The 22,605-nt window shown below is 43.1% G+C and carries 20 protein-coding genes; 7 read left to right on the plus strand and 13 right to left on the minus strand.

The genetic code is table 11. From position 1 onward, the window contains the following. Positions 1-263: 263 nt before the first annotated feature. The 7 genes from serC to CCC32_RS10255 all read left to right on the plus strand — a co-directional run bounded on the left by serC (position 264) and on the right by CCC32_RS10255 (position 6,975). Positions 264-1,331: a 3-phosphoserine/phosphohydroxythreonine transaminase gene (gene serC / locus CCC32_RS10225; RefSeq protein WP_022316435.1), complete on the plus strand. Its 1,068-nt coding sequence runs from the start codon at positions 264-266 to the stop codon at positions 1,329-1,331. A 127-nt stretch (positions 1,332-1,458) separates the two neighbouring features. Next, positions 1,459-2,379: an NAD(P)-dependent oxidoreductase gene (locus CCC32_RS10230; RefSeq protein ID WP_022316434.1), complete on the plus strand. Its 921-nt coding sequence runs from the start codon at positions 1,459-1,461 to the stop codon at positions 2,377-2,379. 44 nt (positions 2,380-2,423) lie between these two features. Then, complete coding sequence (locus tag CCC32_RS10235) at positions 2,424-3,671, plus strand: DUF1015 domain-containing protein (protein ID WP_022316433.1); 1,248 nt, start codon at positions 2,424-2,426, stop codon at positions 3,669-3,671. Positions 3,672-3,783: 112 nt separating this feature from the next. Then, positions 3,784-4,371, plus strand: coding sequence for an IMPACT family protein (locus CCC32_RS10240; RefSeq protein WP_278839692.1), 588 nt, complete (start codon positions 3,784-3,786; stop codon positions 4,369-4,371). A 357-nt stretch (positions 4,372-4,728) separates the two neighbouring features. Then, entirely contained in the window at positions 4,729-5,535 is an 807-nt protein-coding gene (locus CCC32_RS10245) for an MBL fold metallo-hydrolase (protein WP_022316431.1), read from the plus strand. A gap of 83 nt (positions 5,536-5,618) precedes the next feature. Further along, positions 5,619-6,293, plus strand: coding sequence for a lipocalin-like domain-containing protein (locus tag CCC32_RS10250; RefSeq protein WP_278839691.1), 675 nt, complete (start codon positions 5,619-5,621; stop codon positions 6,291-6,293). 154 nt (positions 6,294-6,447) lie between these two features. Then, positions 6,448-6,975 carry a 30S ribosomal protein S16 gene (locus CCC32_RS10255; protein WP_022316429.1) on the plus strand — a complete coding sequence of 176 codons (528 nt, stop codon included), beginning with the start codon at positions 6,448-6,450 and terminating at the stop codon, positions 6,973-6,975. A 241-nt stretch (positions 6,976-7,216) separates the two neighbouring features. Here the strand turns inward: CCC32_RS10255 and rho are convergent, their stop codons facing one another. The 13 genes from rho to CCC32_RS10320 form a co-directional block, all read right to left on the minus strand. Further along, positions 7,217-9,268, minus strand: a complete 2,052-nt coding sequence (rho, locus tag CCC32_RS10260; RefSeq protein WP_287074232.1) for a transcription termination factor Rho — start codon at positions 9,266-9,268, stop codon at positions 7,217-7,219. 253 nt (positions 9,269-9,521) lie between these two features. Then, a complete protein-coding gene (gene abc-f, locus CCC32_RS10265) occupies positions 9,522-11,315 on the minus strand; it encodes a ribosomal protection-like ABC-F family protein (protein ID WP_287074235.1) in 1,794 nt (597 codons plus the stop codon). A gap of 126 nt (positions 11,316-11,441) precedes the next feature. Beyond that, complete coding sequence (gene yihA, locus CCC32_RS10270; RefSeq protein WP_022316426.1) at positions 11,442-12,053, minus strand: ribosome biogenesis GTP-binding protein YihA/YsxC; 612 nt, start codon at positions 12,051-12,053, stop codon at positions 11,442-11,444. Positions 12,054-12,190: 137 nt separating this feature from the next. Beyond that, positions 12,191-12,793: a riboflavin synthase gene (locus CCC32_RS10275; RefSeq protein WP_022316425.1), complete on the minus strand. Its 603-nt coding sequence runs from the start codon at positions 12,791-12,793 to the stop codon at positions 12,191-12,193. An 83-nt stretch (positions 12,794-12,876) separates the two neighbouring features. Further along, on the minus strand, positions 12,877-13,095 hold the full coding sequence (locus tag CCC32_RS10280; protein WP_044064804.1) for a hypothetical protein: 219 nt from the start codon (positions 13,093-13,095) through the stop codon (positions 12,877-12,879). Between the two features lie 107 nt (positions 13,096-13,202). Then, complete coding sequence (locus tag CCC32_RS10285; protein WP_287074240.1) at positions 13,203-13,871, minus strand: tetratricopeptide repeat protein; 669 nt, start codon at positions 13,869-13,871, stop codon at positions 13,203-13,205. After that, positions 13,868-15,160 carry a M64 family metallopeptidase gene (locus tag CCC32_RS10290; RefSeq protein WP_044080093.1) on the minus strand — a complete coding sequence of 431 codons (1,293 nt, stop codon included), beginning with the start codon at positions 15,158-15,160 and terminating at the stop codon, positions 13,868-13,870. Before CCC32_RS10290 ends, CCC32_RS10285 begins: the two co-directional genes overlap by 4 nt. Beyond that, positions 15,157-15,570, minus strand: a complete 414-nt coding sequence (locus CCC32_RS10295) for a 2-amino-4-hydroxy-6-hydroxymethyldihydropteridine diphosphokinase (RefSeq protein WP_022316422.1) — start codon at positions 15,568-15,570, stop codon at positions 15,157-15,159. Before CCC32_RS10295 ends, CCC32_RS10290 begins: the two co-directional genes overlap by 4 nt. Positions 15,571-15,715: 145 nt before the next feature. Then, the gene (locus CCC32_RS10300) at positions 15,716-17,395 is read right to left on the minus strand and encodes a tetratricopeptide repeat protein (RefSeq protein ID WP_287074243.1); all 1,680 of its coding nucleotides are present in this window, start codon (positions 17,393-17,395) and stop codon (positions 15,716-15,718) included. 63 nt (positions 17,396-17,458) lie between these two features. Then, positions 17,459-19,120, minus strand: coding sequence for a DNA repair protein RecN (gene recN, locus CCC32_RS10305; RefSeq protein WP_287074246.1), 1,662 nt, complete (start codon positions 19,118-19,120; stop codon positions 17,459-17,461). A 73-nt stretch (positions 19,121-19,193) separates the two neighbouring features. After that, positions 19,194-20,102 carry a type IX secretion system protein PorD gene (porD, locus tag CCC32_RS10310; RefSeq protein ID WP_022316419.1) on the minus strand — a complete coding sequence of 303 codons (909 nt, stop codon included), beginning with the start codon at positions 20,100-20,102 and terminating at the stop codon, positions 19,194-19,196. 38 nt (positions 20,103-20,140) lie between these two features. Next, on the minus strand, positions 20,141-21,382 hold the full coding sequence (coaBC, locus tag CCC32_RS10315) for a bifunctional phosphopantothenoylcysteine decarboxylase/phosphopantothenate--cysteine ligase CoaBC (RefSeq protein WP_287074249.1): 1,242 nt from the start codon (positions 21,380-21,382) through the stop codon (positions 20,141-20,143). Continuing rightward, positions 21,376-22,239 (minus strand): 3'-5' exonuclease, encoded by an 864-nt coding sequence (locus tag CCC32_RS10320; protein ID WP_044072567.1) that lies wholly within the window; start codon positions 22,237-22,239, stop codon positions 21,376-21,378. Before CCC32_RS10320 ends, coaBC begins: the two co-directional genes overlap by 7 nt. Positions 22,240-22,605: the final 366 nt, after the last annotated feature.

Genomic DNA, 22,605 nt, shown 5'->3' on the forward strand with positions numbered 1-22,605 from the left:
TTTCAAGCCTTAACAATCATTTTGATTGCGCATTCTGAAATCGTCTAGAGTGTTTTTCGTGGTGTCTCAACAGTTTTTACTTTCCATTAGGATTACCTTACAATCATTATGTGTTGTTTCTGATACAATCATCCCACATTATTATATCAATAAGATGAAGTCTTTATCAGTTTAAACAAAATTTCCTTCAAAATATTTTGCGAGTTCGAATAAAAGGCGTAACTTCGCAATTGAAAAACATTAACCTAAAACTATTATTTCGAATGAAGAAGTACAATTTTAACGCAGGTCCTTCAATTCTTCCAAGAGAAGTAATTGAAAACACTGCAAAGCAGATTCTGGATTTTAACGGTATTGGTTTGTCTTTGGCAGAAATCAGCCACAGATCAAAGGATTTCCAGCCAGTTATTGACGAGGCAACAGCTTTGATTAAAGAGTTGCTTAACGTTCCAGAAGGATATTCAGTTCTGTTCCTTGGTGGTGGTGCTTCATTGGAATTCTGTATGATTCCATGTAACTTCCTGAAGAAGAAAGCTGCCTATCTGAACACTGGTGTGTGGTCAAAGAAGGCAATCAAGGAGGCTAAGCATTTTGGAGAGGTTGTTGAAGTAGCTTCTTCTGCTGATGACAATTACACCTTCATTCCAAAGGGTTGGACTTGTCCAGATGATGTTGATTATCTTCATATCACAACTAATAATACTATCTACGGTACTGAGCTGCGCGAGGAGCCAAACGTAAACGTTCCTCTGATTGGTGATATGTCATCAGATATCTTCAGCCGTCCGGTAGATGTTGCAAAGTATGACTGTATCTACGCTGGCGCTCAGAAGAACCTTTCTATGGCTGGTGTAACATTGGTTATCGTTAAGGATGAAGCTCTGGGTAAGGTTGAACGTGAGATACCTACGATGTTGAACTATCAGACTCATGTTGACAAGGGCAGTATGTTCAATACTCCTCCAGTAGTTCCTATCTATACCTGCCTTGAGACTCTTCGTTGGATCAAGAAGAACGGTGGTGTTGAAGAAATGGACAGAAGAGCGCACGAAAGAGCAGAACTTCTGTATGCAGAAATTGACCGCAACAAGTTGTTCCGTGGCACAGTAGCAAAAGAAGACCGTTCACTCATGAATATTTGCTTCGTTATGAACGATGAGTACAAGGAACTTGAGAAAGCGTTCTTTGATTTCGCAACATCTAAGGGCATGGTCGGCATCAAGGGTCACCGCTCAGTAGGTGGTTTCCGTGCAAGCTGCTACAACGCAATGAGCGTAGAGGGTGTTAAGGCTCTCGTTCAGTGCATGCAGGAATTCGAAGCACAGAACTAATTCTGAATAAAACAATATCAATCAAACCCGTGCTCCATACTGAAGCATGGGTTTTGATTTAAAAAAATACTTTCGACTATTTAATCATAAGTCAACCTTAAAGTGTAATAATTTAAACCTTATAATTATGAAAATTCTAGTAGCAACAGAAAAACCATTCGCACCAGTAGCAGTTAATGGAATCAAGGCAGAGCTTGACAATGCAGGCCATGAACTTGTATTGTTGGAGAAATATACAGAAAAGCAGCAGCTTCTTGACGCAGTAGCCAATGCAGACGCACTTATCGTGCGTTCAGACAAGATTACTCCAGAAGTGCTTGATGCAGCTAAGGAGCTTAAGATTGTAGTACGTGCAGGCGCTGGCTATGACAATATTGATACTGCTTACGCAAAAGAAAAGGGTATTGTTGTTGAAAATACTCCAGGACAAAACTCAAACGCAGTTGCTGAGTTGGTATTTGGTCTATTGGTTTACGCTGTCAGAAACTTCTACAACGGCAAGGCTGGTACAGAGCTGAAGGGTAAAAAACTTGGTATCTTAGCTTATGGCAACGTAGGAAGAAATGTTGCTCGCATTGCTAAGGGCTTTGGTATGGATATCTATGCTTATGACGCATTCTGTCCTAAGGAAGTAATTGAGCAGAGTGGCGTTCATGCTGTTGACAACCAGGAAGAGTTGTTCTCTACATGTGATGTCGTTTCACTACACATACCTGCTACAAACGAGACCAAGAAGAGCATAAACAAGGAGCTGGTTTCCAAGATGAAGAAGGGTGGTATCCTTGTTAACACAGCTAGAAAAGAAGTTATCAACGAAGAGGAACTTGTAGCACTTTTGCAGGAGCGCACAGACCTCAAGTTCGTTACAGATATCAAGCCTGATCTTGATGCAGAATTTGCAGAGAAGGCAGAAGGTCGTTATTTCAGCACCCCTAAGAAGATGGGCGCTCAGACAGCAGAGGCTAACATTAATGCAGGTATAGCAGCCGCTAAACAGATCAATGCTTATTTTGCTGAGGGTTGTACAAAGTTCCAGGTTAACAAATAATATTTCCTAACATATTTGTAATAATTCAAATTTGACATAAAGATATGGCAACAATAAAACCATTCAAAGGCATCAGACCTCCGAAAAACCTCGTTGAGAAGGTAGAATCAAGACCATATGATGTTCTTAATTCAGAAGAGGCAAGAGCAGAAGCTGGCGATAATGAAATGAGTCTATATCATATCATAAAGCCAGAGATAGACTTTGAGCCAGGTACAAGTGAGTATGACCCACGTGTTTATGATAAGGCAGCTGAGAATTTCAAGAAATTCAAGGATAACGGCTGGCTGGTTCAGGACAACGAAGAGCACTACTACATTTATGCTCAGACAATGGGCAACAAGACACAATATGGTATTGTGGTTGGTGCTCGTGTAGAGGATTATATGAACGGCACAATCAAGAAGCATGAGCTTACACGTAGAGATAAAGAGGAAGACCGTATGAAGCATGTTCGCGTAAACAACGCTAACATTGAGCCGGTTTTCTTTGCATATCCTGATAACGAAAAGCTTAATGCCCTGCTTGAAAAATATGCGAAGACAGAGCCGGAATACGATTTCATAGCTCCTATTGACGGCTTCGGCCATAAGTTCTGGGTGATTTCAGACAAGGAAGACATAGATCTCATTACCAATGAATTTGCTGCAATGCCGTCTTTGTATATTGCAGATGGTCACCACCGCTCTGCAGCTGCAGCTCTGGTTGGTGCAGAAAAAGCAAAACAGAATCCTAACCACACAGGCAATGAGGAGTACAACTACTTCATGGCTGTTTGTTTCCAGGCTTCTCAGTTGACAATTCTTGATTACAACAGGGTTGTGACAGATTTGAACGGTTACTCATCAGAGGATTTCCTCAAGGCCTTGGAGAAGAACTTTATCGTTGAAAACAAGGGAACTGACCTGTACAAGCCGACAGCATTGCACAATTTCTCTATGTACCTTGACGGAAATTGGTATAGTCTGACTGCTAAGGAGGGTACTTATAATCCAAATGACCCAATTGGTGTTCTCGACGTTGATGTGTCAAGCAGACTTATCTTCGACGAACTTCTTGGAATTAAGGATTTCCGCTCAGACAAGAGAATTGACTTTGTCGGCGGTTTGAGAGGATTGGAAGAGCTTAAGCGCAGAGTCGACTCAGGTGAGATGAAGATGGCTTTGGCACTTTATCCTGTAACAATGAAGCAAATAATGGATATCGCAGACAGTGGCAAGATCATGCCACCTAAGGCAACATGGTTTGAACCTAAACTCAGATCAGGACTTATCATCCATGAATTAGCATAAGAAACAGGGAACACACTAAATAAGGCGCACTCAATAATTTTATTATTGGTGCGCCTACTTTTGATTAAAACAGAGTAAGGATAATCGTCATCAAGAAATTACAGTATTAAAAGTGGAAGATAAATACACGACAATCACAAAAACAATAGGGGAGGGCTTCTACAGTGAGAAACGCAGCAAGTTTCTTGCTTTTGCCCATCATGTAGAATCACAAGCACAAATAAGAGAAATATTATCTATCTATAGAAAAAAATATTATGACGCAAGACATGTCTGTTATGCATATGTATTAGGGGCTGATAAGGCAGACTATAAAATGAATGATGACGGAGAACCAAGCAGCACCGCAGGAAAACCGATTTATGGACAAATAGTATCAAATGACCTCACTGACATTCTTATAGTCGTCATAAGATATTATGGAGGTGTAAATCTTGGCACCGGAGGGTTGATTGTAGCGTATAGAACCGCAGCTGCAGATGCATTGTCACATTGCGTTATTGAAGAGAAGTACATTAAGGAAAAAATAACATTCACTTTCCCATATGTCATGATGAACGGGGTCATGAAAGTAGTAAAAACAATGGAACCACAGATTATTTCGCAAGAGTTTGACAACACCTGTACGATTACACTCTCAATAAGGAGATCGAAGGCAGAGGAACTGAAAAATAAGTTGAACAGCTTGTCCTTTGAATGATATTTAGGCACACTTCTATCAAAGTCATTGGATATGTTGGTCTTTAAAACAATGTCGTCGCAATATGCATTCTTTGGCGTATAAAAATAGCTGTTCTGCACATTTAAAACAGTTACTTATATCCACAATATAGGTTACTTTTCATTTAAATGTAAGCTACTTTTAATAGAATAATTACCAATGTCGTACATTTGTCGCATATTTTCCAGCGTAAAACTTCCGCGAAAAGCGAATTAATGTTTTGTTTTCTTTATTATTTAACCTAAAACTTTGTACCTTTGCACGATTAATGCAGTTCGATAGGTAAATACATATAGGTTTTAGACTGCACATTTAAAGAATAAAATAACGAACGAAATGCTAAAATTTATATCTTTTGGCAGCGGTAGCAGCGGAAACAGTTATCTGTTAATGTCGGATAATACTATATTAATGTTGGATTCTGGCGTTGGTATAAGATCCATGAAAAGATATTTCCAGGAATATGGATTGTCCTTTACTAAAATCAACGCTATACTTGTGACACATGACCATGCAGACCACGTCAAGTCAGTAGGGGCAATAAGTAATGATTTCAAGATTCCTGTTTACGCTACAGAAGCAGTCCACAAAGGAATACAAAAAAACTATTGTGTACGAAAGAAAATTAATGCGGCAAACAAACGGGTTTTCTTACCTGGAGATGACACCATAGAGATTGGTGACTTCAAGATCACTCCTTTTGACGTTCCGCATGACAGTTGTGGTAATGTGGGCTATACAATAGAATATCATGACGTCGTTTTTGGCCTCATGACAGATATTGGACATATTACAGATACTATCCGAGACAATATAAGAAAATGCAATTATCTGGTTATGGAAGCCAACCATGACGAATCGATGTTACAGAATGGTCCATATCCACAATATCTTAAAGATAGAATAGCAGGCGGGAATGGACATTTGAGCAATGTAAAATGCGCTCAGACTATATGTGAATGCTATATGAAAGGCTTGAAGCACATTTGGCTCTGCCATTTAAGTGAAGAGAACAATCATCCTGAGCTATTGAGAAAGACAATAGAAAAGGAATTTCAAGAAAATGGCTTGCGTATGGGAGGCGATATAGAAGTAGATATTCTTCGACGCAGACAGCCAACCGGCATTTTCAACTTGTTATGATACACTGGCGAGAGCAAGCAATGAATCCTGCAGGACAAGGACTATAACATATATTATTTAGTTAATTTAACAACAAAACGAACATGAGGAATTTATTTATCAAGACCATGGTAGTCGCTTCTTTGTGGTTTGGAGGGGCATCAGTTGCATCATCTCAGAATATTCTAGGTGGAATCTTGGGTAACGTAGCTGACAGAATGTCAAACAAGCAAAACGGCAGTAAGACAGAAGGAAGTAAGGTTTCAGATATTTATGAGGGGCTTACATCTATTTTCCAAAACAGCAAAGTCGCTACTGCTGACAAGATTGTCGGAACGTGGGTTTATAAAGAACCAGCTGTGGTGTTTGAAAGCTCAAGCCTTCTGAAACAAGCAGGAGGAAAGCTAGTTTCAACAGCTATTGAGAATAAACTTAACACTGTATTTAACAAATATGGCATTAAGGCAGGGAAGTTCAAGATGACCTTTGACAAGAAAGGCAATTTCACACAGACAATTGCCAAGAAAACTGTCACCGGGACCTATACCATTGAAGGCAAGAATGTGAAACTGACATATTCAGGTGGAATTCAGCAGATAATGGGAACCACACAGATTGACGGTAATTCATTGCTGATTGTCATGGATGCGACAAAGCTCCTTAAATTTGCAAGTGCTGCAGGAGCAATGTACAATAATTCTATGCTTGGCACAATCAGTTCATACCTGTCAGGTGTCGAGGGAATGGAATGCGGAGTAAGATTAGAGAAGTCGAAATAGTTAATTTTAATCAATGCTTGATGTTTTTTAGTGATATTTGTTAAAATATACTCAAAATTACGAAACAACATTCGACAAATCATATTATTTTATTAACTTTGCACGCCACTACGAGTTAATGGCATTAAATTCAAACCTAAAAATAAAAATTTAAATGGCAACAAAAATCAGATTACAGCGCGGTGGTCGTAAGGGCTATGCTTTTTACAGCATCGTAATCGCTGACGTTAGAGCTCCACGTGATGGAAAGTTTACTGAAAAGATTGGTACTTATAATCCAAACACTAATCCAGCCACAGTAGATTTGAATTTTGATCGTGCTCTTTATTGGGTAGAAGTTGGTGCACAGCCAACTGACACTGTTCGTAACATCTTGAAAGGCGAGGGCGTTTATTTGATGAAGCACTTGCGCGGTGGTGTTAAGAAGGGTGCATTTGACGAGTCTGCTGTACAGGCTAAGTTTGACGCTTGGAAGTCAGAGAAGGCAGCCAAGCTCGATTCAGTTCGTAATGGTGTCGCCAATGAAAAGAAGGCAACTTACGAGAAGAATTTGGCCGAGGAGAAGAAAGTCAATGAAGCTATCGCCAAGAAAGTTGCAGAAAAGAAAGCTGCAATTGAAGCTGCTAAGGCAAGCGAAGCATCTGAAGCACCTGCTGAGGAGACTTCAAACGAGGCAGAATAAATTATTCTTTTCTGCAAAACGACTTAAGGAAGCCACATGGCTTCCTTTTTTTATTGACTTTCCGTCATTAGTGTCCCGTTAAAATAGGGACACTAATGTTGACGAGTGTATAAAAGTAAAGACGAGAAAACAAGGAAAATTGTCTTCTTGAATAGTTCCAGATATTCTGAAAACTCTCACATTAACTCTTCTGCTTGTTTTCTCGTCTATTGTGAAGTATAATCAGTTTTGATAAGTCCTTTTACGAATTGATAGCCATTAGGAATTCTTCGTTGGATCTTGTTTTCTTCATATACTCTCCGATAGTGTTCATTGCTTCTACGGAAGTCATGTCGGCAATGGAATTTCTTACTACCCACAGGCGTTCCAGTGTAGTAGAGTCATGTAGCAGGTCGTCACGACGTGTACTTGACGCAACAAGGTTTACTGCAGGGAATATACGTTTGTTGCTCAAGCTGCGATCGAGTTGGAGCTCCATGTTTCCTGTACCTTTGAACTCTTCAAAGATTACTTCGTCCATCTTGCTGCCAGTGTCAATAAGAGCTGTTGCGATAATGGTCAGCGAGCCACCATTTTCGATGTTTCGTGCTGCACCGAAGAAACGTTTCGGTTTCTGCAGGGCATTTGCGTCAACACCACCGGTGAGAACTTTTCCACTTGCAGGAGCAACAGTGTTGTATGCACGTGCTAGTCGTGTTATTGAATCGAGGAATATCACTACGTCGTGGCCACATTCCACCATACGCTTGGCCTTCTCCAATACGATGCCTGCTATCTTTACGTGTCTTTCTGCTGGCTCGTCGAAAGTAGAGGCGATTACTTCTGCATTTACAGTTCTGGCCATGTCGGTAACTTCCTCCGGACGTTCATCAATAAGCAGCATCATGAGGTAAGCTTCTGGATGGTTAGCTGCTATAGCGTTGGCTATATCTTTCATGAGTACGGTCTTACCGGTTTTTGGTTGTGCCACGATCAAGGCTCTCTGACCTTTACCTATTGGAGCGAAGAGATCTACAATTCTCGTGCTTAGATTTGTTGTTGCAGGGTTGCCGCATAATGTGAACTTCTCTTCAGGGAATAATGGAATAAGGTGTTCAAAAGGCATTCTGTCTCTCACTTCTGATGGAGTCCTTCCGTTGATTTTATCTATTGATGTCAGAGGGAAATACTTTTCTCCATCGTGTGGTGGTCGCACATGGCATTCTATCACGTCACCAGTCTTCAGTCCGTTGTTCTTAACCTGTGCGTTCGAGACGTATATGTCGTCTGGCGATGACAAATAGTTGTAATCGCTGGATCTTAGGAAACCATATCCATCAGGCATAATTTCTAATACGCCGTTTGCCGTTATTATGTCGTCAAAATTGTATTGAGTCTCCTGTTTCTCTTCAACTGCAAACATGTTGTCATTTGTAACCGATGCGGTTAGATTGTCAAACATGTCGTAGTTGGGCATTGCTGTTTGGTCTTCTATTGGCAAGTCTACTATAGTTATGAAGTCGGTACCATCACCAGGATCTCCTTCCCACACTTCGTCAATTTTATTTTCTGCAATCCCTGCTTCATATGACTCTTCAATTTTCTCGTTGTGGGCATTCACTTTCGCCTGAAGCTGTGCAATAAGGTCAGCCTGTATATCACCGTCTTCGCTGTCGTTGTCGCTTAATGCGAACTGTGCCTCAGGTGTGGCGGTCATGATGTCGTCTGTGTTATCTGTTTTCTTAGATATTGAGGGCTCTTCCATGCTTGGTTCTTCGTTTGCTGACAAAGGGGCGATGGTTTCTGTTGTCTCACCTATATTTTGATTTTCTTCAGTCTCGGTTGATTCTGGAGTTGGCTTCATTTCTGCAATTTCCTGAATGGTCTCAGCAGCTTCTTTTGCTAGTTCATCAGCTTGTTTCTGGGCTTTTGTCCTTCTTGTCCTTTTTTTAGGAGTGGCCTCTTCTGCCGATTCTGTTTCTGCAGACTTAGAGTCTTTGCTGTCGGCAACAGGCTCCTCAAAAAGCGGCAATTGGCTGGTTGCTGGTGTCGTCTTGCTTTTCTTTAAGTCGAAGTTTTCCCCAGTAGCACCTTTGACTGAATAAACTTTGTCAGTTTCCTTTTTCGTTATCCTTGTTCTTTTGCGTTTTGTGCCAAGAGGATTCTTGTTGCCTTCCACTTCAGCCTGTTTGTCCAGGATAGTGTATACAATAACCTCTTTTGAGTCAGACGGATTGGTCTGTGCTCCAATATTGTTAGCAATATCCTCCAATTCGGAGATATCCTTCGATAGTAATTCGTCTTTGCTATACATAATAAATTATGTGTGAAAAAATTATATGATTTTCGTTTCAAAAAAACAGAAACAAAGGGTGTTTCTAATGATTTTGCAAATATACAAAACATTCTTCAAACATTTGCTTTGTTAATTGGTAATTTACCTATTGGTTAACCAAATTTAACTTGCGGTTCCTTGTCATGTCGTAAATATCATTATATTCAGACGCGACTTGAAATCAATTTATAGAATCCTCTATGTTTGTCGTGTTGAAATCTGTATTTTTGCTTTATCCTTCTATCTCAGCCAATTCGAGCCATTCTAATGACTTTTGGTCAATTATCTGTTTAATTTCAGAGAATCTGATGCTCTTATTGGTCAGTTCATCCACAGTTAGTGTGCCTGAGTTGAGAGCTTCTTCTATGTGTCTCTGTTCTTTTTCCAACTCTGTAATTTCTTTTTCCAGTTGTTCATATTTGCATTTCTCCTTGTAAGTCATTTTCCTTTTCCCTCCTTGTTGGCTTTCTTTATGTTTTGAGGGTACGGTGACTTTTTTCTCTTTTTCCTTCTTTTCTCTTTCTTCAGATGTTATTATGCTGTTCCAATCACGGTATTGGGTGTAGTTTCCTGGAAAATCCTTTATCTCTCCATTTCCTTCGAATACAAGTAGATGGTCTACGGTTTTGTCGAGGAAATAACGGTCATGGCTTACTACGATAACGCAACCGGGGAAGTCCACAAGGTATTCTTCAAGCACTTGTAGTGTCTGGATGTCAAGATCGTTTGTTGGCTCGTCGAGTACGAGAAAGTTGGGATTTGCCATCAGTATCGTGCAAAGATATAGTTTTCGCTTTTCTCCTCCACTTAGCTTATACACGTAGTTGTGTTGCTGTTCTGGTGTGAAAAGGAAATATTGCAAGAATTGTGATGCTGACAAATGTTTCTTACCTCCCACGTCTATATAGTCAGCTATGTTTGTTATGACGTCTATCACCTTCTGTTCTTCATTGAATTTGAGTCCTTCCTGTGAGAAGTACCCGAATTTCACAGTTTCTCCAATGTCAAATTTTCCTGAGTCTGGCTGTATTTTTCCTAACAGAAGTTTTATGAATGTTGATTTCCCTGCTCCATTGTCTCCGACTATACCCATTTTTTCGTATCTGGCGAAGTTGTAGTAGAAATCTTTGAGTATCACTTTGTCATCAAAAGCCTTTGACACGTATTGACATTCAAATATCTTGCTTCCGATATAAACATTGCTTGATTTGAGTCGGAGTTGTCTTTCTTCGATTTTCCGTTTTGCCACTTTCTCAAGCTCTACAAATGCGTCTTCTCTGTATTTCGCTTTGTGTCCTCTCGCCTGCGGCATTCTTCTCATCCATTCCAGTTCCCTTTTATAAAGGTTGTTAGCTCTCTGCACTTCAGTTCTCATATTGTCTATCCGCTCTTGTCGCTTTTCCAGATAGTAGCTGTAGTTGCCTTTATATTTATATATGGTGAAGTCGTCGAGTTCCAGTATTATGGAACATACTCTGTCGAGGAAGAACCTGTCGTGTGTAACCATAAGCAGCGTTTTGTTTCCTCTGCCGATGAATCCTTCTAGCCATTCCGTCATTTCTATATCGAGATGGTTGGTAGGTTCATCCAGAATGAGCATGTCGGGTTCGTTGATGAGTATATTAGCTAACGCCACTCTTTTTTGCTGTCCTCCGCTTAGTTGTCCCATAGGCTGGTTGAGGTCGGCTATCCTCAGTTGTGTGAGGATCTGTTTCGCTTTGAGTATCTTTTCTTCTTTGCCGTCGTGGTTGAAGCATGCGTCGAGCACGCTTTCGTTTGGGTCGAAGGTCGGCGATTGTTCCAGATATCCTACTTTTATTCCGTTGCTATATACAATGTTTCCCGCATCGTAGTCTTCTTTGCCTGTCAGTATGGATAGCAGTGTGGATTTTCCTGTTCCGTTTTTTGCTATTAGTCCGACTTTCTGTCCCTCTGCAATGCTGAATGATATATTGTCGAAAATCACCTGTGCTCCGAATGTCTTTGTCAGGTTCTGTACGTCAAGAAAAGGTTTCTGACTTGCCATAGTGTGTGTATTTAGTAAACGAATAGTCAAATTGACGAGTAGACAAGTTGACACACCATTTTATGTTTGTTGTCGTTTTTCTGAGTAATGTCTTGTCAACTCGTTTGTTTGTATGCTCATCAAATATTAATCTTCTGTTGTCAATTCCCGGTTTATTCCTTCAATGTAGTCGAGCACTTCGTCTCTTCCCAAAGCCTTGTCGCTGCTTGTCACGAAATAGGGAGGCAGTTCCTCCCATGTTTCTTTTAGGGTGTCCATATATTTGTTGGCTGCTTTTTGCGCCTTCTGCATGTTTCCTATTTTATCAGCCTTGGTAAAGATTATAGAGAATGGTATGCCGCTTTGTCCCAACCATGTTATGAAGTCGGTGTCAATTTTCTGTGGGTCGTGTCTGATGTCTATAAGCACGAATAGATTTACAAGCTGTTCCCTCTGCAGGATATATGATTGTATCATCTGTTCGAGCTTACGTTGCACGGTCTTGGACCTCTTGGCATATCCGTATCCGGGCAGGTCAACTATATACCATTCATTGTTGATTATGAAATGGTTTATGAGCAGGGTCTTTCCTGGTGTGGCAGATGTCTTGGCCAATCCTTTGTGTCTGCAGAGCATGTTTATGAGACTAGATTTGCCAACGTTGCTTCTGCCTATGAATGCGTATTCCGGCTTGTTGTCGTTTGGACATTTGGTTGTCTCAGCACTGCTTATGACGAATTCCGATTTGTTTATTTCCATGTTTATGTTTTTCTCTGTTATTGTCCTGTCATGAAAAAATGTGTAGGGTATGGCAATTTATCATAGACTCCTTCGTATGGTTTTCATGATTAGGCTTTATGTGTCGTTTTGCTTCACTTTTTTTACATGAAACATTATCAGTCAAAATGTTTCAGCCTTGCTATATATTTGCCGAGAATGTCAAACTCGATGTTTACCACTGTTCCCACCTGTATATCGCAGAAATTCGTGTTTTCCCTTGTGTATGGTATGATGGCGACAGTGAAGGTATTGTCGGTTGGTTCGCAAACCGTGAGCGACACTCCGTTCACCGTTACGCTACCTTTGTCCACTGTAAAATATCCACGCTGTGCCATCTCTTTGTTGTTCTTGTATTCAAAGGTGAAATATGTGCTGCCGTCGGCATCTCTCATGTCGATGCACTTTGCTGTCTCGTCAACATGTCCTTGCACTATATGTCCGTCGAGTCTTCCATTCATTATCATCGACCTCTCCACGTTCACTTTGTCTCCCACTTCGAGTAGTGAGAGATTCGTTCTGTCAAGTGTCTCTTTCATAGCCGTCACGGTGTATGTATTGTCCTTTATCTCCACTACGGTCAGACATACACCGTTGTGAGATACGCTTTGGTCTATTTTGAGTTCGTTTACAAATGAGCATGTGAGTGTAAAATCGATATTGCCACCATATCTGTGTATGTTGGTCACAGTAGCGAATTCTTCTACTATTCCTGAGAACATATTTATAAAAGTTTTTATGATTTAAAATTTCAAGAAGAAAAGCGGTGTTTCGTGTCTTGACGAAGTGCCACCGCTTTTGTATTTTAAAAAAAGACCGCACCGATGATGTGATGAAACTCCGAGCTAGAAAGATTTGAGAGTTCTCCGCCTTTGTAATCCACCGGCTTTACAGCTATCCTCATTGCTGGGGAATGTGGCCCGCCATTAGCAAAAGAAATCATCTCGGTTTTCGTTTTATTATTGATGAGTATCCCGATCGAACCGATACGGTCTATTTCTTTTGTATTTCTTTCGTGTTGCAAAGATAATGCTATTTTCTCTTATTGCAAATTATTTGCATTAAATTTTGCTTTTCATTTACAACAAGACATGAAAATTGTTTTGTCTTCTCTCATGATACACTTATGTTTCAATCGCATTTCATCTTAGTTTTTTCAGTCGTGTTTTCTTGCTTTACATTATCTTTGTTTGTCTTGTTTCCTTGTTTGAGTTTTTTCTTGCATCCTCCAATCATCTTCTGTATCTGAATAACTCTTGCGCTTTTGTCTTCCGGATATCCGAATTGTTCATAAAATGATAATGCAGAGTCTAGACAATCGAGAGTGTTCTGCCATTCTTTGTTGTTCATATAGCAGTAGGCTAGCCTGAAGAACACATCGCCTTTTTCTTTGCCATAGCATACGGTAAGCGTTTTCTCATATAGCGGTATGGCCCTGTCGTATTCTTCGAGCAGGAAATGGCTTTCTGCATCTGCAAAGAAGTACACGCTTCTTTCGTGTGGGGCATAAACTTCCAGGTCTGCTATATACGGGTCAAGGTATCTGCAGGCTTTGTCATATTCCCAGGTATAATAGAAGCATAATCCAATATACGCCTTGAACCTGGGGTTCAGCTTGTATCTTTTATCGAGGCGCGTCAGTATATTTCGCGCCTCGATGTATTTGCCGCTGCTGAAGTATTCCAGTGCTATTGTCAGCTGTTCTTTGTCAGGCATGCCATTGACTGTTTGTCCTGGCAGTCTTGTGTTGCAGACAGCAGTGATGAACATGAAGATGATCAGAGTTCTGATGCCTCTCATTCTCCAGTATAGAATTTAATTAGTTTTGTGAGAGCGTTTTTGCATACGATGCAGAATTCCTTGCAGGCGTTCGTTCTCATACGGCAGTCCTGCACCCCTCTGTATACACCTTTGGTCCTGTATCCAGCTCCTTCAAAGTATCCCACTTTGTTTTTTGCCTTCTTTTCGTCTTTTGTCTCAGGTGTAGGTATCGGAGTTCCTTTCTTTATGAGGCTTTCCCATTTGCCATTGAAGTCGGCAAGGGTGGTGATATTGGCCTCCCATGGTTCCACGTCGAGAGGATACATCGGAATCTCTTCCCAATCGTAGGCGTATTCATCTGCGAGTCCTGCGAAGCTGTGTCCGAACTCGTGTACGATGACTGGCTTGAATGATTTGTGTCCTGTGGAACTCAGGTTATAGTAGTTCAGTATACCTCCTCCGCCATAAACATCGGTGTTTACCAATATGATAATATGTTCGTATGGAGTACCAGCGAGCCAGTCGTGTACCTTTTTCAGGTTCAGTGTCGTAAGGTATCTCTCACTGTGGAAAGTGTCGAAGTTGGATCCCAATGCAGTGTTCTTCCATATGCCCTTGGACGGTACACTCGTCCCGCTCTCTTCTGATACCGACTTCACAGCAATGACATTGAATCTGTCTTTGTATTCCAAGAATGGTTCATGAGCGAAGATTGCGTCAGTCGCAATCTTGACATCATTGATGTATTTCTCCATTTCGGTTTCTGTATATCCTTCTGCAAGGAAGGCAATGTTGATGCAGTTTGAGGTGTCTGCAGCCTTGTGAATGACGTCGTATGGCGTAGGGTGACTGCCTTTTTTGCTTATCAGCACGTCTTTGGGGGCAATGGTCTCAGTGATTGAAGCCACGGTTTCTCTCCTGTTGTTCTTCAGTTTGATGGTCACTTCGGCGGAATCTTTAGGCATAGGCATGAGGATGACATTTTCAAACGATTTGTTTGATGTCCTGGCCTCGTCGTATGTCTGCCATTCCTGGAAGAGGGTAGAGAGGGAGTTTCTGTAAATCACCTTTCCTGTCTTGTGGTCTCTCATTTCAAATTGAGCGTTTCCCTCCACCGGAAACTCTCCGAGTCTTGTCTTTCTTCCATACCATCCTGGAATGGAATTCATGTTGTCCACGAAGATATGCTGCTCGTTGGCGTTACCTCCGAAGATACAGTTTATTCTCAGGGTGTTTTCTGTGAAATACTTGTTGAAGTCTTGTGCCTTCAATGATGTCGTCTGGCATCCAAGAGCCACGACTGAGAGTAATAATAGCTTTTTTGTCATAGTGTCTTGTCGATAATGAATAATTCCTTGTTGTTGTCATAGTCGTTCATCAGAGTCTTGATATAGTCTCTGTTCCAATCGTCTATGTGCAGTTTCGTTTCTCCATACATCAGAATATCGATGTCGAGAGTTATTCTGTTCATCAAGTCATTCTTCTTGCTTCTCTCACATCGTTTTTCTAGTTGTTTGAATGCTTTCGTGATTTGCGACAACGTATGCTTCGTCGTGGAGAAACAGATGCAGTTTATGAACTTCTCCGATTCTATTCCAATGGGGTCTGTCCACATTTCTTTGGTAAACACGGTATCGTTGCCCAGCATGAAAGCCAGTTTCCGCTTTGCCAGTGTGATATTCTCCTTGGCGTTGAAGTTGCTGCCTATTGAGACGATGATTCTTGTTCCTTTGTCCATCCTTTTCGTATTAGTATAAGGTCCTGGAATCGGTCCTGTAGATTTCATGTCCATGTTCAAGTGATAATTCTATCCTCTTGTCGTTGGATGTGGAATCTACAGAACCGCATTTCTCGTTATTGTTTCTTGTCAATCAATTCTGTTTTCATTTCTTGTATTTCTCTATCAGTGAAGTAGCCTGGCTGTTGCCCAGATTTTTTGCCTTGTCGAGGTTTGCCAGTCCCTCCTCCTTTTTGCCGGAGTTTATCTGTGCCAGTCCGAGGATGAGGTATCCGTCTGAATAGTCAGGAGCTTCTTTCACACATTGTTCAGCAGTCTGCATGGCTTCGCTGATAAGGTTGAGTCTGAGTTGCAGTGATGCTTTTTCAGCCTTGAAGGATGTTTCATCAGGGGCTAGATATATGGCAATGTCGATATCTGACAGTGCCTGTTTGAAGAGTTTTGCCTTAACTTCAGCTTGTTCTCTGACGTAGTAGAATTGGGGAGTTTGTCTTTTTCCTTCAATCACCTCGTAGCGTGTATAGTCGAACACTGCCTGACGGTAGTTCTCCATCCTGTTATATACGTCGCCTCTCATGATGAAATATTTTGCGCCTTCTTTCACGTTGAGCGTGTCGATGTTGTTCACTGCGCTGTCGAGCAATGCGAGCACTTCTGTATCTGGAGCCTTCATCATGTCCTTACATTGAGCTGCATTGTAATACAGATCGCCGTTTTTCAGTTTGCTGTCTGTAAGCGCCATAAATGTATCATAAGCCTTCTGGTAGTCTTTCTTGGCGAAGAGGATCTGTCCTTCCAGATCTTTGTATATTGGCAGCGCGTTTATGCTGTAAGCCTTTGTCACTTCGTCGATGGCCTTGTCAAGACTCCATGGGGCGTAGGCGATATCGCTTCTGTACAACTCCTTCATATACATCAGCTTTGCGTAGTTGTAATGGATTTCGTCTTTGGGTTCTGTGCGGTCCACTGCTGTCTCCATTGTCTTGCGTGCTGCTTCAAAGTCGTTTCTGTTTACCTCAGCTTCAGCCTTTGCCACATAGCCGTCTGCAAGGGTGGGGAAGGCGGTTATGAAGTCGCTTGTTGTCGCCTCGCTCTTCAGAGAGTCGTTGCTCTGTGTGGCGAGCATCAGAGCCAGCAAGGCTTGATTCTTTTCCGTTGGCAATGCTGCAGGTATACCTATTTTCCTGTATGTGTCATCGGTGACCGACAGTCCGCTTGTTGTCAGCTGCATTATGAAGGCTGCATCAGTGGCGTGAGCTTCCGTCGATGTCGTTGATGTCTGCAACAGTCCTGCCACTTCACCATTGTCGTTGACGAACGGGCAAGCTTCAGTTGTCTCCTTTGCGTAATAGTCGAAGATGTAGTATGAGAACTTATCCATGAATTTCTCCACATTCTTCACTGTCGCTGCTTCTGGTTTCGTACTTTTGTTGGAGTAGGGCAGAAGCCACAGTTTGCCGCCTGGCGTAGTTGAAGTGTTGGCGATGGCTGCAGGTTTCGTGTTGCCATCCACTTTGAATTTCACCACATCATAAATATCGTTCAGTCCCAAGATGCGTGTTACGTCCTTCTTATTTCCTTTTGCATCGATTACTACAGCTTTGCTGGCGCCTAAGAATGGTTTCAGGTCGCTTATTGCTTCACCGCTCTTGCCTACGAACACTCCATGACTTGTGGCATGTATGCTTCCGTCCGCATTGAATGTGGTCAGCGTGAACACGCTTTCCGATGCTTTCTTTACGGCTGCCGACTGTGCTTTTACTGTTGCTGGCAGAATTAATGCTGCCAATGAGAATATCAGTTTGAAAATTGTTATATGTTTCATTTTATATTTGTTGACGGATTGATAAGGGATTCTTCTTGCCAAGCAAACGGGTTTACGGGCATTTCATGCTCCCAACAGGTCTTTGGCATTATGCTTTGCTGCATCGGTGATGTCTGATCCGCTCAGCATCTGCGCTATCTCATTTACGCGTTGCTCATCATTGAGTCTTGTCATTGTGCTTTCAGTTCCGTTCTCCGTTTCTTCCTTATACACCTTGTAGTGGGTAGTACCCCTTGCTGCAATCTGTGGCAGATGGGTGATGCTTATCACCTGTCTTTTGCTTTGGGCCATTTCCTGCATTATCAGTGCCATTTTTTCGGCAATCTTTCCGCTCACTCCGGTGTCAATCTCGTCGAAGATGATTGTCGGGAGTTTCACGGCGTTGCTGATCATGGCTTTCAGCGAGAGCATCACTCTTGCGATTTCTCCTCCTGATGCCACCTGTGAAATAGGCATCATGTCGCTGCTGCTGTTGGCACTGAATAGAAATGCCACGGCATCACAGCCGTCTCTTTGGAACTCTCTCGGTTCAATGCTTATGCTGAATCTCACCTTTGGTATTCCCAAAGGCACTAACCGGTCTTTCATTCCTCTCTCCACCGTTGTCGCTGCCTTTCGTCTTGTTGCCGTCAGTCTGCCAGCCACTTCCTTGCAGTTTGCATTAGCCTCGGAGAGTTTCTGTTCCAGTTCCTTCAGTCTTTCGTCACCATTGTCAATGTTGAGGATCTTCTGTTCCAGTTCGTCTCTTTTTTCTATGAGCCTGTCCACGGAGTCCGTGTGGTGTTTCTGTTCCAGTGAGTAAATTATGTCGAGGGTTTCGTTTACCTGTTTCTGTCTCTCCGGATCTATCTCTATTCCGTCCATGCTTGCCCCCACTTCCTGTGCTATGTCTTTCAGTTCTATATGGCAGTCCTCCATTCTCTCTACCATGCCGGCAGCTTCGGGATACACGTTGCTGATGCCAGCCAACGTCCTTGCGGCTTCGCGTATGTCGTCTACGAGACTTCTCTCGCCGTTCCCGTTCAGCATGACGTCCACTTGGTACAGTGTGCCTTTTATGTCTTCCACATGGTTCAGCTTTTCTTGTTCTGCTTCCAGTTGTTCCTGCATTCCGTGTTGCAGATTTGCAGCCTGCAGTTCATTTAGCTGGAATCTGTAGAATTCCTCGTTCTCTATGGCTTTCTGCATTTCCCTTTTTGCTTCAGCCACATTGTTGCGCGCTTTCTGCAATTTGTCGTATGCCGAGTGGTATTCTTCAAGTAATATTGCATTTTGTGCCATAATGTCGAGCACTTTCAGCTGGAAGTCCTCGTTGCCTAGCATGAGGTTTTGGTGCTGGCTGTGTATGTCGATGAGCTGTTCGCCGAGTTTTCTCGTAATGGCGAGTGATGTCGGTGTGTCGTTGATGAATGCCCTGCTCTTTCCTGAAGCCAGAAGTTCCCTTCGCAGTATGGTGTCGTTGGCATCATATTCAATGTCGTTCTCGTCGAAAAACGCTTTCATGTCGTATCTCGAGAGGTCGAAATGAGCTTCGATTACGCATTTGTCAGCTCCTTTCTTTATCTGTCTGGAGTCAGCTCTCTGTCCGAGCAGCAGGTTTATGGCTCCGAGTATGATGCTTTTTCCGGCTCCTGTTTCTCCTGTTATCACAGAGAACCCAGGAAAGAATTCCATATCGAGCGTGTCTATGAGTGCGAAATTCTTGATATATAGTTGTTTCAGCATTTCTGTTTTCTGCTAAAGTGGTTGTATAGAGAGTATATTCGGTAAGAAAATCATTTGAAAATCTTCCTCCTTGTCATTCTTTTATCTTTTCCCACGAGTTGTTCTGCGATGGGTTGATGGAGAACAGCAGTTCGTATATGGCCTCTTTCTCCTTCTGCGTGCCCTTGCCCTTATAGATGTTTGCCAGCTCGTCTTTCTTGAAGTCAGTCCATATAGCAGGCAGACTGCTCAGCGGCTTGTCGTCATGAGCCTTCTTGAGATTGGTTTCGAGAGCGGTGGTGATGTTCGTCCTTCCGCGTTCCACATTGTTTGCCATCTCGTCGAGTCCAGTTCTGTAGTAGTCATACTGCAGTTGTCTGAACGGTTTCATCGCTCCGTCGAGGTAGTCGTTTATGATGGCGAATCTGTTTCTGTCGGTCTCAAATGATTTCCATCCCGTGAAGTTCAGGTTCTGGGCATTGTTGGTGAGGTTCATACAGCGCTGCAGTATGTCTTCACCTCCCATTGGTGAGAAGCTGTCGAGGTTGAGTCCGATGATGAGATAGGCGTAATAGGCGAATAGAGCCGTCAGTTGGTTGTCTATCTGTTCTTCATTGAAGTTGAGCTGGTCGAACTGTGCGAACTCGAAGTTGAAGTCGTTGTCCTTATTATTATATAAGGTAGTGTTATATGCCGAGTTGTATACCGGTCTGTTTGCCTGTATTAGTGCATTGCATGTGAACTTGTTCGATGACTGGTCGTATTTAGTCACCGTTATGTTGAAGTTGCACACGATTCTTTCGTTTTTCTGAAATTGATAATCCGTCCACTGCCTGTCGTTGACAAACTGCTCCAGCGTCTCCTTCAGATTGTCGAAGACACTGGCATCGGTGCCTTGTATCTGGTTGTGGTTGATGGTTATCTTGGCTATCAGCTCCTGTGCACCGGCGGATACCGTTGCCACGATGAGCAGTGCATACAGACAAATCAGTCGTATTCTCATGATGTGTAGTGGTTTATGTCTTTTTGTTAGAGAAATCATCATTTCCAAAGTTTCTCCATCTCGTCTACGATGTCGCTTGCCACCTCTGTCTTCGGCTTTTTCTGATAATCCTTCTTGCCGTCTGGCGAAATAATGGAAATCATGTTGTCGTCGCTTCTGAAAGTGGTGCCTTCATTGCGTGTGGAGTTGAGCACTATGAAGTCAAGGTTCTTCTTCGCAAGTTTCTTCTTTGCGTTCATCTCCTCGTCGTTTGTTTCCAGTGCAAATCCGATCAGCTTCTGTCCAGCCTGCTTTGCCTTGCCGAGAGCGGCGGCAATGTCGTGGGTCGGACTTAGCGTTATCACGAGGTTGTCGTGCTCACGCTTTATCTTCCTGTCGCTCACGTGGCTAGGTTTGAAGTCGGCAACTGCCGCACACAATATCGCTGCATCCTGGCTGGCAAAGCATTCTGTGGCTGCCTTATGCATTTCATCGCAGCTCTCAACGTCGATTCTTTTTATCATGTCAGAACATTTCATCGTCACTGGTCCGGCGATAAGCGTTACTTCAGCGCCTCTTCTCGCACATTCTTCAGCCAGGGCGAAGCCCATCTTGCCGCTTGAGTAGTTGCCTATAAAGCGCACAGGGTCGATTTTCTCGTATGTAGGTCCGGCGGTAATCATTATCTTCTTGCCCTTGAGTGGCAGTCCTTCCTTGCAGGCAGGAGTGTGGCACGTGTCTTCAAACGCGTTGTCATTGTCTTCGAAGAATGCGTCGAGCTGTCTCACTATCTCTTCCGGCTCTTCCATTCTGCCCTTGCCCTCAAGTCCGCTGGCAAGAAATCCGCTCTTGGGTTCGATGATATGGTTGCCATAGCCCAGAAGCGTATTCATGTTCTGTTGTGTTGACGGATGGCGATACATGTCGAGGTCCATGGCGGGAGCTACGAACACTGGTGCTTTCATCGAGAGATATGTGGTGATGAGCATGTTGTCGGCAATGCCGTTTGCCATCTTTCCCATCGTTGATGCCGTGCATGGTGCTATGAGCATGGCGTCGGCCCAGATACCGAGGTCTACGTGTGAGTTCCAGGTGCCGTCTCTCTGAGAGAAGAATTCGCTGATGACCGGTTTGTGGGTCAGTGCCGACAGCGTGATGGGAGTGATGAACTCCTTGCCTGCTGGCGTTATCACAACCTGAACCTCTGCACCAGCCTTTATCAGTCCACGGATGATGTAGCAAGCTTTGTATGCTGCGATGCTACCTGTTATGCCGAGAACGATTTTCTTTCCTTTCAGCATCCTTGCCCCCTCCTCAGATCTCTCATCTTGATGCGTGTCAGTACCTGCTTGGTGTCGCTCGTGAAGTCGCTTGTGAGCATCCAGTTGTAGTAACCCGGATCGCGGCGCAATGCTTCTTCAACGGGCACTCCCTTGTATTTGCCGAAGTTGAACACCTCCTGCTTCATGGGCTTGCCGTCGGCGTCGAGCATAGGCTGTCCGTTGGCGTCTTTCATTTCCTTCCATACTACGCGTCCGGCGAAGTCCACGTTGTCGTTCTGTTTTGAGAACTGTGCCAGAACGTCCATGTCGTTCTCCAGCTGGCGTTCTTCTTCCTCTTGCTTCCCAGGCGCATACATGTCGAGTTCTCCCATGAGCACGCGGTATGTAGCCTCAGTGTCCTGGTCGGCGCGGTGGGCGTCGAAGTCGTCCTCCATTTTCCTTCCGCAATAGAACTTGTACGCTGCAGCCAGATTACGGCGCTCCATCTTGTGGAATATCGTCTGGGCGTCGATCAGTCTGCACTGGCTGAAGTCGTAGTTGATGCCTGCACGGTAGAATTCCTCAGCGAGCATCGGCAGATCAAAGTGGTTGGAGTTAAAACCGGCGAAGTCGCAGTTTGCGAATTTCTCTGCCAGTTCCGGGGCTAGGGCCTTGAATGTGGGCTTGTCTGCCACATCGGCGTTTGATGTGCCGGTCAGTTCAACCACCTCCTGTGGAATCTCCTTTCCTGGGTTCACAAAGATATTCTCCCTCTCTTCTTTTCCGTCGGGATATACCTTTATATATGATAGTTGGAAAATTCTGTCTCTCACTATATCGAGTCCTGTAGTCTCGAGATCGAACACTACGAGTGGCCTTGTCAGATTCAGTTTCATCTGTATATTATGTGTGTTATGGTTAATTTAATATTGTTTTGTCAATGCAATCTACCTGTTTTAGATGGGCAACTCACCATTATTTTATACGCAACCAGGTTGTTTTTTGACAAGCAACCAGCCTTTTTTCTGTTGTCAAAGGGTTTGTACACGTTTCCTGATGGTGTTTATGCCTTATCTGAACCAAGGAACAAGAGAAGGACGTCATAGTCTTTTGCCATTCAGAATGGTGTCAGGCTGTGTTGATTCCTTTTCTTATTCCTTGTCGTCTGGCATAGGGGAGAGGTGCTCGGCCTTCTTGGCTTGTCGGTGCTCCCCGGTATTCCCTGCCGTTTTGTTTGTTGCCTATATATGTTTGCCCTTTCT

The sequence above is a fragment of the Prevotella sp. LMAG:51 genome (assembly GCF_008680225.1).
GTDB classification, from domain to species: Bacteria; Bacteroidota; Bacteroidia; order Bacteroidales; family Bacteroidaceae; genus Prevotella; species Prevotella pectinovora.